Origin of the sequence: uncultured Aggregatibacter sp., from assembly GCF_901873365.1 — a bacterium.
Taxonomy (GTDB): domain Bacteria; phylum Pseudomonadota; class Gammaproteobacteria; order Enterobacterales; family Pasteurellaceae; genus Aggregatibacter.
Map to the genome: position 1 here is coordinate 44,745 of NZ_CABFLM010000033.1, position 12,341 is coordinate 57,085.

General features: G+C 39.1%; 21 protein-coding genes. 2 read left to right on the forward strand and 19 right to left on the reverse strand.

What is annotated here, in order from left to right; translation table 11 throughout:
* Window positions 1-90 precede the first annotated feature (90 nt).
* Both nhaB and dsbB read left to right on the forward strand, forming a co-directional pair.
* On the forward strand, window positions 91-1,638 hold the full coding sequence (gene nhaB / locus QZ106_RS01000) for a Na(+)/H(+) antiporter NhaB (RefSeq protein ID WP_295973134.1): 1,548 nt from the start codon (window positions 91-93) through the stop codon (window positions 1,636-1,638).
* 40 nt (window positions 1,639-1,678) lie between these two features.
* Window positions 1,679-2,218 (forward strand): disulfide bond formation protein DsbB, encoded by a 540-nt coding sequence (dsbB, locus tag QZ106_RS01005; protein WP_295973136.1) that lies wholly within the window; start codon window positions 1,679-1,681, stop codon window positions 2,216-2,218.
* A gap of 49 nt (window positions 2,219-2,267) precedes the next feature.
* Here dsbB and smpB read toward each other — a convergent pair whose 3' ends face one another.
* The 19 genes from smpB to QZ106_RS01100 all read right to left on the reverse strand — a co-directional run.
* Window positions 2,268-2,750, reverse strand: coding sequence for an SsrA-binding protein SmpB (gene smpB / locus QZ106_RS01010; RefSeq protein ID WP_021615537.1), 483 nt, complete (start codon window positions 2,748-2,750; stop codon window positions 2,268-2,270).
* 82 nt (window positions 2,751-2,832) lie between these two features.
* On the reverse strand, window positions 2,833-3,222 hold the full coding sequence (rplQ, locus tag QZ106_RS01015) for a 50S ribosomal protein L17 (RefSeq protein ID WP_209364046.1): 390 nt from the start codon (window positions 3,220-3,222) through the stop codon (window positions 2,833-2,835).
* Between the two features lie 41 nt (window positions 3,223-3,263).
* On the reverse strand, window positions 3,264-4,253 hold the full coding sequence (gene rpoA, locus QZ106_RS01020; RefSeq protein WP_021615539.1) for a DNA-directed RNA polymerase subunit alpha: 990 nt from the start codon (window positions 4,251-4,253) through the stop codon (window positions 3,264-3,266).
* A gap of 34 nt (window positions 4,254-4,287) precedes the next feature.
* A complete protein-coding gene (rpsD, locus tag QZ106_RS01025) occupies window positions 4,288-4,908 on the reverse strand; it encodes a 30S ribosomal protein S4 (RefSeq protein WP_021615540.1) in 621 nt (206 codons plus the stop codon).
* 29 nt (window positions 4,909-4,937) lie between these two features.
* Window positions 4,938-5,327: a 30S ribosomal protein S11 gene (gene rpsK, locus QZ106_RS01030; RefSeq protein WP_021615541.1), complete on the reverse strand. Its 390-nt coding sequence runs from the start codon at window positions 5,325-5,327 to the stop codon at window positions 4,938-4,940.
* A gap of 16 nt (window positions 5,328-5,343) precedes the next feature.
* Entirely contained in the window at window positions 5,344-5,700 is a 357-nt protein-coding gene (rpsM, locus tag QZ106_RS01035; RefSeq protein ID WP_033002424.1) for a 30S ribosomal protein S13, read from the reverse strand.
* 137 nt (window positions 5,701-5,837) lie between these two features.
* Complete coding sequence (gene rpmJ, locus QZ106_RS01040; RefSeq protein WP_021615542.1) at window positions 5,838-5,951, reverse strand: 50S ribosomal protein L36; 114 nt, start codon at window positions 5,949-5,951, stop codon at window positions 5,838-5,840.
* 23 nt (window positions 5,952-5,974) lie between these two features.
* On the reverse strand, window positions 5,975-7,300 hold the full coding sequence (gene secY / locus QZ106_RS01045) for a preprotein translocase subunit SecY (RefSeq protein WP_021615543.1): 1,326 nt from the start codon (window positions 7,298-7,300) through the stop codon (window positions 5,975-5,977).
* Window positions 7,301-7,303: 3 nt separating this feature from the next.
* Window positions 7,304-7,738: a 50S ribosomal protein L15 gene (gene rplO, locus QZ106_RS01050; protein ID WP_295973144.1), complete on the reverse strand. Its 435-nt coding sequence runs from the start codon at window positions 7,736-7,738 to the stop codon at window positions 7,304-7,306.
* Window positions 7,739-7,741: 3 nt separating this feature from the next.
* Window positions 7,742-7,921 (reverse strand): 50S ribosomal protein L30, encoded by a 180-nt coding sequence (gene rpmD / locus QZ106_RS01055; RefSeq protein WP_005715766.1) that lies wholly within the window; start codon window positions 7,919-7,921, stop codon window positions 7,742-7,744.
* 6 nt (window positions 7,922-7,927) lie between these two features.
* Window positions 7,928-8,428: a 30S ribosomal protein S5 gene (gene rpsE / locus QZ106_RS01060; RefSeq protein ID WP_021615545.1), complete on the reverse strand. Its 501-nt coding sequence runs from the start codon at window positions 8,426-8,428 to the stop codon at window positions 7,928-7,930.
* Between the two features lie 15 nt (window positions 8,429-8,443).
* Window positions 8,444-8,797, reverse strand: coding sequence for a 50S ribosomal protein L18 (gene rplR, locus QZ106_RS01065; RefSeq protein ID WP_021615546.1), 354 nt, complete (start codon window positions 8,795-8,797; stop codon window positions 8,444-8,446).
* A 13-nt stretch (window positions 8,798-8,810) separates the two neighbouring features.
* Entirely contained in the window at window positions 8,811-9,344 is a 534-nt protein-coding gene (gene rplF, locus QZ106_RS01070; protein WP_005548778.1) for a 50S ribosomal protein L6, read from the reverse strand.
* A gap of 15 nt (window positions 9,345-9,359) precedes the next feature.
* A complete protein-coding gene (gene rpsH / locus QZ106_RS01075) occupies window positions 9,360-9,752 on the reverse strand; it encodes a 30S ribosomal protein S8 (RefSeq protein ID WP_005548780.1) in 393 nt (130 codons plus the stop codon).
* Between the two features lie 36 nt (window positions 9,753-9,788).
* Window positions 9,789-10,094, reverse strand: a complete 306-nt coding sequence (gene rpsN, locus QZ106_RS01080) for a 30S ribosomal protein S14 (protein ID WP_005701877.1) — start codon at window positions 10,092-10,094, stop codon at window positions 9,789-9,791.
* A 12-nt stretch (window positions 10,095-10,106) separates the two neighbouring features.
* Window positions 10,107-10,646 (reverse strand): 50S ribosomal protein L5, encoded by a 540-nt coding sequence (gene rplE / locus QZ106_RS01085; RefSeq protein WP_021615548.1) that lies wholly within the window; start codon window positions 10,644-10,646, stop codon window positions 10,107-10,109.
* A gap of 20 nt (window positions 10,647-10,666) precedes the next feature.
* Window positions 10,667-10,978, reverse strand: coding sequence for a 50S ribosomal protein L24 (gene rplX, locus QZ106_RS01090; protein WP_021615549.1), 312 nt, complete (start codon window positions 10,976-10,978; stop codon window positions 10,667-10,669).
* Window positions 10,979-10,988: 10 nt separating this feature from the next.
* Entirely contained in the window at window positions 10,989-11,360 is a 372-nt protein-coding gene (gene rplN / locus QZ106_RS01095) for a 50S ribosomal protein L14 (RefSeq protein WP_005619403.1), read from the reverse strand.
* 248 nt (window positions 11,361-11,608) lie between these two features.
* A partial coding sequence (locus tag QZ106_RS01100) for a hypothetical protein (protein WP_295973164.1) occupies window positions 11,609-12,341 on the reverse strand: 733 nt, incomplete at its 5' end.

Consider the following 12,341-nt stretch of genomic DNA (forward strand, 5'->3'; position numbering starts at 1 on the left):
CATTTAGGATTTTTGACACAGTTGAAATTTAATTTAACTAGAATAGCGTCGTTTAGCGTTATTTGATATTCGATGTAGGGGACATCATTTATGGATGATCGTAGTTATACACAAGCATTTCTTAAAAACTTTTTGGGAACCAGTCCGGATTGGTACAAAATCACCATCATTACCTTTCTTATCCTCAACCCGATTTTATTTTTCATCACTCCCTTTTGGGCCGGTTGGTTATTAGTTGTTGAATTTATTTTTACCTTGGGTATGGCATTAAAATGCTACCCGTTACAACCTGGTGGTTTGCTTGCCATTGAAGCAATCATTATCGGTATGACAAAACCGGAACACATAAAAGCAGAAGTCTTGGCTAATTTTGAAGTAATTTTGTTATTAATGTTTATGGTAGCAGGCATTTACTTCATGAAGCAATTATTGCTCTTTGTCTTCACCAAGTTATTGCTCAATATTCGCTCAAAACTGGTCTTATCATTGGCATTTTGCTTTAGTGCGGCGTTTTTATCTGCCTTTTTAGATGCATTAACCGTCGTTGCGGTAATTATCAGTGTCGCCATGGGATTTTACGGTGTATATCACAAAGTTGCTTCCGGCGGGACATTTTACGATTCTACAGATATCACTAATGACGAAAAAATCGGTAACCATCATGAAACCTTAGAACAATTCCGCGCCTTTTTACGCAGCTTAATGATGCATGCCGGCGTTGGTACAGCATTAGGCGGAGTAATGACCATGGTGGGTGAGCCTCAAAATTTGATTATTGCCGATCAAGCAGGTTGGAACTTTGTTGAATTCTTCTTCCGTATGGCACCGGTGACTGTGCCCGTATTTATTTGCGGTATCTTAACCTGTGTCTTGTTAGAAAAATTTCACTTGTTTGGCTACGGAGCAAAATTACCACAAAAAGTCTGGGAAGTTCTGGCTGATTTTGATCGTGCCAATATGAAAAAACTAACCAAACAAGAACGTTTGAAACTCATTATTCAAGCAATAATTGGGGTTTGGTTAATTGTTGGATTGGCTTTTCACTTGGCTTCAGTGGGTTTAATCGGACTAAGTATTATCATTCTATGCACCTCGTTCTGTGGCATTACCAGCGAACACGCATTGGGTAAAGCATTCCAAGAATCCTTACCGTTTACCGCACTTTTAGTCGTATTCTTCACGATTGTTGCTGTTATTATCGACCAAAAACTTTTCGCACCAATTATTCATTATGTTCTATCAGCAGAAGAAAGTACTCAACTCACCCTATTTTATGCTTTCAATGGTTTACTTTCTGCTATTTCCGATAACGTATTTGTGGCAACGGTGTACATTAACGAAGCGAAAAACGCATTATCTGCGAACATTATCCCGCCACATCAATTTGAGTTGTTAGCTGTTGCGATTAATACTGGAACTAACTTGCCTTCCGTTGCAACACCGAACGGACAAGCGGCGTTCTTATTCCTGTTGACATCATCACTCGCCCCCCTAATTAACCTATCTTATGGTAGAATGGTTTACATGGCATTGCCTTATACTATTGTGCTGTCTTTAGTAGGTTTATTTGCCGTAGAATATATTTTGCCATCAATGACTATTTGGCTAGCCAATTTAGGTTTAATTACGCCAATTTAATAAATTTGAAGGTTAATTAAAATAGAGAGGAAAAAACGCAATGCTACATTTTTTCAAAACACTTTCCGTCCAACGTTCCGGTTGGTTATTGTTATTGATTTCAGCATTAGCGTTAGAAGGCACCGCACTTTATTTCCAGTATGGCATGGGCTTACAGCCCTGCGTAATGTGTATTTATGAACGTGTGGCATTATTTGGTATCGCCTTTGCCGGCATAATCGGCCTAATTGCTCCACGTTTTTTAATCATGCGCGTATTGGCGCTAATCGTTGCTTTTTTAAGTGCGGTCAAAGGATTATTTATTTCGATCAAACACGTCGACTACCAACTCCACCCGGCACCTTGGAATCAATGTTCTTACTTACCTGAATTTCCACAAACCTTACCATTGGATCAATGGTTCCCGGTCTTATTTCATCCCACAGGTTCTTGCAGTGACGAAGTATGGTCTTGGCTAGGGCTTTCTATGGCACAATGGATTGTGGTGATATTTGCAGTGTATTTACTGATATTCCTCTTCGTTTTAATCAGTCAATTCAAACGCGTTGAAATCCATCGAAGCAGACGCTTATTTAAATAATCAGTTATAAATAACCTAAATCTCAAGATTTGGGTTATTTTTATATTGGTTAACCTTTATTTGAATTCTTCATAATACGATCTTTCGCAACGCGCCACTCACGTTCTTTGATATCATCACGTTTATCATGTTGCTTCTTCCCTTTCGCTAAACCAATTTTGATTTTAGCCCAGGCACCTTTCCAATATAAAGAAAGCGCAATCAACGTAAATCCATCTCGGTTTGTTTTCCCAAATAAAGAATCTAACTCACGTTGTTTTAAGAGCAACTTACGTGTACGACTCGGATCACAAACAATATGTGTAGAAGCTACGCTGAGAGGTTGTATCATTGAGCCAAACAAAAAGGCTTCACCATTTTTGAAAATAACATAGCTATCACTAATATTTACCTTACCTGCTCTCATAGACTTTACTTCCCAACCTTGTAGCTCAAGCCCTGCTTCGATTTCATCTTCAATAAAGTAATCATGTCTAGCGCGTTTATTTAAGGCAATTGTATTACTACCAAGTTTTACTTTTTTCTTTGTCATTTTTTGAAATCCAAATTAATGAGTAAAAAAAAAGACTGAAGACTATACAGCCTTCAGTCTCTAGTTTTAGTAGAATGAACTTTTATTCCGCCGCTACTTCTTCAGAAGAAACTTCAGGACGATCAACTAATTCAATGTAAGCCATTGGTGCATTATCGCCTGCACGGAAACCACATTTAAGAATGCGGGTGTAACCACCTGCACGTTGTGCAAAACGTGGTCCTAATTCATTAAATAATTTAGCAACAGTTTCAGTGTTGCGTGTACGAGCAAAAGCGAGGCGACGATTTGCCACACTATCTACTTTTGCTAAAGTAATTAACGGTTCAACTACTCGACGTAATTCTTTTGCTTTTGGCAAAGTTGTTTTGATAATCTCATGACTAATCAAAGAACTTGCCATATTACGAAACATCGCTTGGCGATGACTGCTATTACGGTTGAGTTGACGACCACTCTTACGATGGCGCATAACCTTATCCTTCTCAGAAAAATCTTAAACCTACGACCAAACTAGTCTTCAGCAATACTTGCTGGTGGCCAATTTTCAAGGCGCATACCTAGTGATAAGCCTCTTGAAGCGAGCACATCCTTAATTTCAGTAAGTGATTTCTTACCAAGATTAGGTGTTTTTAATAACTCAACTTCTGTACGTTGTACTAAATCACCGATATAGTGAATTGTTTCTGCTTTCAAACAGTTAGCAGAACGAACTGTCAACTCTAAATCATCAACAGGACGAAGCAGAATCGGATCGAATTCTGGTTTTTCTTCCTTAATTTCAGGTTGACGAACATCTCGCAAATCAACGAATGCATCAAGTTGTTCTGCTAAAATTGTTGCTGCACGACGAATCGCATCTTCAGGATCAATAGTTCCGTTTGTTTCTAGCTCAATAACCAATTTATCTAAATCGGTACGCTGTTCAACACGTGCAGCTTCAACATTATAAGCAATACGGTCAACCGGGCTATAACAAGCATCTACTAATAAACGACCAATTGGGCGATCTTCATCCTGATTTTGAACACGAGCTGATGCAGGCACATATCCTCTACCACGTTGTACACGAATACGCATGTTAATTGATGCATTCTCATCAGTTAAGTGGCAAATAACATGCTCAGGATTTACAATTTCAACATCACCATCATGGGTGATATCTGCAGCAACAACAGGGCCAATTCCAGATTTAGTAAGGGTTAGAAGAACATCATCTTTATTTTGTACTTTTACAGCTAAACCTTTTAAGTTTAAAAGCACTTCAAGAATATCTTCCTGTACGCCTTCTTTGCTACTATATTCATGCAAAACACCATCAATTTCTACCTCAGTTACAGCACAACCTGGCATTGAAGATAGAAGAATACGGCGTAATGCATTTCCTAGAGTATGACCGAAACCACGCTCTAATGGCTCTAAGATAATCTTCGCCTGTGTTGAACTAACTTGTTCAATATCAACTAGGCGTGGTTTTAAAAATTCTGTAACAGAACCCTGCATTTTATCCTCTCTTTGCTTCTAAGCACTACTACAATTATTTGGAGTAGAGCTCAACGATCAGATGTTCATTAATGTCTGCTGATAAATCAGAACGCTCAGGAACACGTTTAAATACACCTTCCATTTTAGCAGCATCAACATCCAACCAAGTTGGTTTTTCTTTTTGTTCTGCTAACTCTAACGATGCTTTAATGCGTGCTTGTTTTTTAGATTTTTCACGAACAGCAATTACATCATCAACTGAAACTTGGAAAGATGGAATGTTCACAACACGGCCATTCACAACAATTGCCTTATGACTCACTAACTGACGAGCTTCAGCACGAGTTGCGGCAAATCCCATACGATAAACAACATTATCCAAGCGACCTTCTAACAATACCAATAAGTTCTCACCAGTATTGCCTTTTAGGCGATTCGCTTCTTTGTAATAGTTACGGAACTGACGTTCTAAGATACCGTACATACGGCGAACTTTTTGTTTCTCACGTAACTGACTACCATAGTCAGACAAACGCGGTTTACGAGCACCATGTTGACCAGGTGCTGTATCAATTTTACATTTCGAATCAATCGCACGAACGCCTGATTTAAGAAATAAATCAGTACCTTCACGACGGCTGAGCTTGAGTTTAGGACCCAAATATCTTGCCATTTTCTTTCTCCAACTATCCTATTACGTCATTAAACACGACGTTTTTTCGGTGGACGACAACCGTTATGAGGAATCGGAGTCACATCAGTAATATTCGTGATACGGAAACCCGCTGCATTCAATGCACGGATTGTTGATTCACGACCCGGACCCGGACCTTTAACCATAACTTCCAAGTTCTTTAAGCCGAACTCTTTAACGATTTCAGCACAACGTTCTGCAGCAACTTGTGCAGCGAACGGGGTAGATTTACGAGAACCACGGAAACCTGAACCACCTGCGGTTGCCCATGCTAGAGCATTTCCTTGACGGTCAGTAATAGTAACGATTGTATTATTGAAAGATGCGTGAATATGTGCAACGCCATCCACAATTTGTTTTTTTACACGTTTACGTGCACGAATTGGTGTTTTAGCCATTCTTTATTTACCCCGACTATTTTTTGATCGGCTTACGTGGACCCTTACGGGTACGCGCATTAGTTTTAGTACGTTGACCACGTACAGGTAAACTACGACGATGACGTAAACCACGATAACAACCCAAGTCTAAAAGACGCTTGATGTTTAGTGTTACTTCACGGCGTAAATCACCTTCAACGGTAAATTTACCAACTTCGTCACGCAGTTTGTCAATCTGCTCTTCAGACAATTCGCTGATCTTAACATCTTCAGCAATACCCGCTGCAGCACAAATGCTTTTTGAACGAGTCTTACCAATACCATAAATTGCAGTTAAAGCGATTACAGTGTGTTTATGATCAGGAATGTTAATGCCTGCAATACGGGCCACTATGCACTCCTATATTAATTAATTTGACACCCTGATCTTGAAAAGCCCGTTTTCAGGATACTCAAACAGAGTGTCAAGGAAATAAATGAGCTGAGTAGTATAATTACTCAACCGGTTCTTTGCAAGAAAAATATCAATTAACCTTGGCGTTGTTTATGTTTGGGATCGTTACAAAGTACACGAACAACTCCCTCACGTTTAACAATTTTACAGTTACGACATAATTTCTTAACGGAAGCACGAACTTTCATTGCTTATCCCTTTTATAACTGGACTATTGTCCAAAACCTTTAAGGTTTGCTTTTTTCAACGCAGACTCATATTTTGTAGACATTAAATGACTTTGAATCTGTACGATGAAATCCATAATAACCACCACAACAATCAGCAAAGATGTACCACCGAAATAGAATTGAACATTCCAAGCAGATGTCATGATATAAGGAACCAAACAAACGAATGTGACATATAATCCCCCAATAAGGGTCAATCTAGTCATGATCTTATCAATATATCGAGATGTTTGTTCCCCTGGTCTAATTCCAGGTATAAATGCACCTGACTTTTTCAAGTTATCTGCTGTATCCCGAGGATTATATTGCATTGCAGTATAGAAAAAGCTAAAGAAAATAATTGCCACGGCATATATAACTAAGTATAACGGCTGTCCAGGATGTAATAACATTGATAAATCAGTTAACCATTCTAAACTTGAGCCTTGTCCAACCCATTGAGTTAATGTTGCTGGAAAGAGTATTATACTCGATGCAAAAATTGCGGGAATCACACCTGCCATATTCACTTTTAACGGAAGATGTGAAGTGTGTCCACCCAAAATTTGTCTGCCTTGCTGGCGCTTAGCATATTCTACTTTGATTCGTCTCTGCCCTCTTTCGACAAAAACGACAAAATAAGTAACTGCAAAAACAATAACAGCTATCAATAAAAGAACAAGAAAATGCATTTGACCAAGGCGAGCTTGCTCAATCGTTTGACCTACAGCAGCAGGTAAACCAGCAACAATACCTGCAAAAATAATCAAAGAAATACCATTACCAATACCACGCTCTGTAATTTGCTCACCTAACCACATTAAAAACATAGTCCCGGTGACCAAACTAATTACCGCGGTAAAATAGAAGCTAAATCCTAAATTAGGAACTAACCCCGGTAACATATTAGGTAAACCTGTTGAAATACCTACCGCTTGTAAAGTAGCAAGAACAACTGTTGAATAACGTGTATACTTACTAATTTTACGGCGACCAGATTCACCTTCTTTTCTTAGTTCTGCCAGTGCTGGATGAACTGAGGCTAATAGTTGGATAATAATTGATGCCGAAATATAAGGCATAATACCCAAAGCAAAAATAGAAGCTCGACTCAGCGCACCACCAGAGAACATGTTAAACATATCAATGATGGTGCCTTTTTGTTGTTCAATTAACTGAGCCAATACGGCAGCATCTATACCAGGAACAGGAATGAACGAACCAATACGGAAAACTATCAATGCGCCTAAAACAAATAACAATCTATTCTTAAGCTCACTTTTTCCGCCTTGCGTACTTCTTGCTTGATAGCCTGGTTGCTTAGCCATTAATTATTCCTCGATTGAACCGCCTGCAGCCTCAATTGCTGCCTTGGCACCTTTAGTAACACCTAATCCGCGAACTACTACTTTAGACTTAACTTCACCTGCCAAAATTACTTTAGCAAATTGAATATCCTTAGTTAAAACATTAGCTGCTTTTAATGCTTCTAGAGTTACGATGCCACCTTCAATTTTATTTAGGTCATCTAAACGAACTTCTGCTGTTACTGCAGATTTCATTGAGGTAAAACCAAATTTAGGTAAACGACGGTATAAAGGCATTTGTCCACCTTCAAATCCGCGACGAACACCACCGCCGGTACGGGATTTTTGACCTTTATGACCACGTCCACCAGTTTTACCTAAACCAGAACCGATACCACGACCAAGACGTTTAGCACTATGCTTAGCACCTTCAGCCGGAGATAGAGTATTTAAACGCATCTATTACTCCTCCACTTTAACCATATATGAAATTTGGTTAATCATTCCTCGTACTGCCGGAGTATCAATTAACTCAACAGTATGATGCATATGGCGAAGACCAAGACCACGTAGTGTAGCTTTATGCTTCGGTAAACGAGCAATAGAACTACGAACCTGTGTTACTTTAATAGTTTTAGCCATTATCAATTACCCCAAAATTTCATCAACTGATTTACCACGTTTAGCAGCAACCATTTCTGGTGATTTCATATTTGCTAAAGCATCAATAGTTGCGCGAACAACATTGATTGGGTTAGTTGAACCATATGCTTTTGACAATACGTTACGGACTCCAGCAACCTCTAACACGGCACGCATCGCACCGCCGGCAATAATACCGGTACCCTCACTCGCCGGCTGCATAAAAACGCGCGAACCAGTATGAGTACCCTTAATAGGATGTTGTAACGTACCTTCTGTTAAAGCCACATTAACCATGTTACGACGTGCTTTTTCCATTGCTTTTTGAATCGCTGCAGGAACTTCACGTGCTTTACCATATCCAAAACCTACTCGGCCATTACCATCACCTACCACAGTCAATGCGGTAAAGCTCATGATACGACCACCCTTTACAGTTTTAGATACGCGGTTTACCGCAATTAGCTTCTCTTGCAGTTCACCAGCTTGTTTTTCGATGTTTGACATCTCAAATTACCTCAATTAGAACTGTAGACCAGCTTCACGGGCTGCATCCGCTAAAGATTGGATACGGCCATGATATTTAAAACCAGAACGATCAAAAGCTACGCCTTTAATGCCTTTTGCTAATGCTCTTTCTGCAACGGCCTTACCTACAACTGCAGCAGCATCTTTATTTCCGGTATATTTCACTTGCTCTTTAATTGCTTTCTCAACAGTAGAAGCAGCCGCAAGCACTTCCGAACCGTTTGGTGCGATGACTTGGGCGTAAATATGGCGTGGAGTACGGTGAACAACTAAACGAGTTACACCCTGCTCTCTCATCATATGACGCGCACGAGCCGCACGACGGATACGAGCTGATTTCTTATCCATAGTGTTACCTTAATTATTTCTTCTTAGCTTCTTTAATACGCACCACTTCATCAGCGTAGCGTACCCCTTTACCTTTATACGGCTCAGGGCGACGATAAGCACGAATATCTGCAGCAACTTGACCAATTAACTGTTTATCTGAACCTTTCAAAACAATTTCAGTTTGAGAAGGACATTCAGCAGTAATTCCTGCAGGTAAAACATGCTCAACAGGATGAGAAAATCCAAGACTTAAAGCAACAGCGTTTCCTTTAATTTGTGCTCTATAACCTACACCAACTAATTGTAGTTTTCTTGTAAATCCTTCAGTAACGCCAATAACCATAGAATTAACTAGCGCTCTCGCAGTACCAGACTGCGCATTACCGCCCTCAACACCCTCACGTGGTGAAAATGTCAATTCGTTATTTTCATGTTTAACTTCTACTGAATGATGAATAGAGCGAGATAACTCACCATTTTTACCTTTGATTGTTAGCAACTGTCCGTTAAGTTTTACCTCAACGCCGGCAGGAATACTAACAGGTGCTTTTGCAACACGAGACATTATCCTACCTCTCCATTAAGCTACATAACAAATGATCTCACCGCCTAAACCCGCTTGACGAGCTGCACGGTCAGTCATTACACCTTTAGATGTAGATACAACAGCAATACCTAAACCACCCATTACCTTTGGTAATTCGTCTTTACGTTTGTAAATACGAAGACCAGGGCGACTTACACGCTGAATACTCTCTACAACCGGTTTTCCTTGGAAATATTTTAACGTAATTTCCAATTCAGGTTTTACACCTTCAACTACTTTAACGCTTTCGATATAACCTTCGCTAGCTAATACATTGGCAATTGCCACTTTTAGCTTGGATGAAGGCATACTGATCGCAACTTTATTCGCAGCTTGACCGTTACGAATACGAGTCAACATATCTGCGATAGGATCTTGCATACTCATTGTGCTTTTACTCCGATTCCAAATTAAAGTGGTAAATTACCAACTTGCTTTCTTAAGACCCGGGATTTCGCCGCGCATAGCAGCTTCACGAACCTTAATACGACTTAAACCAAACTTACGAAGAACGCCGTGAGGACGTCCAGTTTGACGGCAACGGTTACGTTGACGACTAGGGCTAGAATCACGTGGTAAAGTTTGTAACTTTAACACAGCGTTCCAACGATCTTCGTCAGAGGCATTAACGTCAGAAATAATCTTTTTTAATTCTACACGTTTAGCATAGAATTTTTCAGCCAATTTCACGCGTTTTACATCGCGAGCTTTCATTGATTGTTTAGCCATTTGTAACCTGCCTTACTTACGGAATGGGAAATTAAAGGCAGCCAATAGTGCTCGACCTTCTTCATCACTCTTAGCTGTGGTTGTAATAGTAATATCTAAACCACGTACACGATCTACTTTATCGTAGTCGATTTCAGGGAAGATGATTTGCTCACGCACACCCATACTGTAATTTCCACGACCATCAAAAGATTTCGCGCTCAAACCGCGGAAGTCACGAATACGTGGAACAGCAATTGTAATTAAACGTTCTAAGAACTCCCACATACGTTCACCACGTAGTGTCACTTTACAACCGATTGGATATCCCTGACGGATTTTAAAGCCAGCAACAGATTTACGAGCTTTAGTAACCAAAGGTTTTTGACCGCTAATTGCTGCTAAATCTGCTACTGCATTATCTAGCAATTTTTTATCGGTCAATGCTTCACCCACACCCATATTCAGGGTTATCTTTTCGATTCGTGGGACTTGCATGACAGACGAGTAGTTGAATTTCGTTTTCAATTCATTTACTACTTGCTCTCTGTAGTAATCATGCAGTTTCGCCATCGCATTACTCCAGTTTATTATTAAATAATTTCATTGTTAGATTTGAAGAAACGTACTTTTTTGCCGTCTTCAAATCTAAAACCTACTCGGTCAGCTTTGTTTGTTTTCGGGTTAAAAATTGCAACATTTGATACATCAATTGCAGCTTCTTTCTTCACTAAACCACCCTCTTTACCTAATGCAGGTACTGGTTTTTCATGTTTAGTGATGATATTTACACCTTCAACAATCACTTTACCGTTAGATAACACTTTTGTTACCTTACCGCGCTTACCTTTGCTTTTGCCGGTAAGCACAATTACTTCATCATTTTGACGGATTTTTGCAGCCATTACATTCTCCTTACAGTACTTCTGGAGCTAAAGAAATGATCTTCATGAATTTCTCAGAACGAAGTTCACGAGTCACCGGTCCAAAAATACGAGTACCGATTGGTTGCTCAGTGTTATTATTTAAAATGACACAAGCATTACCATCGAAACGAATAACTGATCCATCTGGGCGACGAACACCCTTCTTGGTGCGCACAACAACCGCTTTTAACACATCACCTTTTTTTACTTTACCGCGAGGAATTGCTTCTTTTACAGTAACTTTGATAATGTCGCCAATAGCAGCATAACGACGGTGCGATCCACCTAGAACCTTGATACACATTACGCTGCGAGCGCCTGAATTGTCAGCAACATCCAGCATAGTCTGTTCTTGGATCATATTAGTGCTCCGTTAAATTAAAAAACCACCCTTGCGGGACGAACCTACCCGCACAGTCAAAAGAGAATGGCGGGCAGGCTGCGGATTCTATCAAAAGAAAAAGAGAAAGGCAACGATAATTTGTCTTCCTCTTCTTAAGCCATTTGCTAAAAGTGCGGTTAAAATTTACCGTACTTTCAAGAGATTAAAAACCCAAGATACTTCCTTCCTATTAGCTTTATTTCTATTTCTTAATGGAAACTAAAAACTTATCGGAATGAGTTATCTATTCCTGATTTTAGGTATCCTACCTGAAAGCCGTACATATCAATTATTTTTGCTTTTGAATAATGATATTTTGTCGGTTGCCCATTAAAATCAAACACCTTAGTTTCATTGCTTAATTTTTCAATTTCTTCTTTATTTTCTATATAAAATTGATAAATAATTTCCAAAGATTTTTTATTCGGTGTACTAAAACCACATTCATTCCCGGCAATATCACTAAATGAGTCTCTAAAAAAACGATCATATGCAGGAATAACAGCAAATACACCCAATAGAACTTTTGTCACTAAAGTAACTGATTGGTGACTTTTTCCTTTAAGAATATATTTTTCTGCTCCCTTATATAAATCTAGAACAGTTTGGCTATTTTCTTTATAGTTCTCAACATCAATATTCCATGTACTTAAAGATTGCTCATAAATCCATTCAACAAGATCTTTTAAATAGGCTGGATTTTTCCATAATAAAAAACTAGATCCTCTCAGCATTCCCCAGCTTGCCAAATAACTCCACAATACTTGACAACTTTTTTCAATATCAATTGCTCCACTTTCTTTCGAAGATCGAAAATGGAAATAACAAAAATCAAAACTATAATAGCGATGCTGAATATCTTGCTGATCATTCTTAAATTTTGAAATTACTTCATTAATATTTCTTTTCATAAATTTATCCCTGTATTCATACTGTTCGCTCATAGTCATCAATTTCATC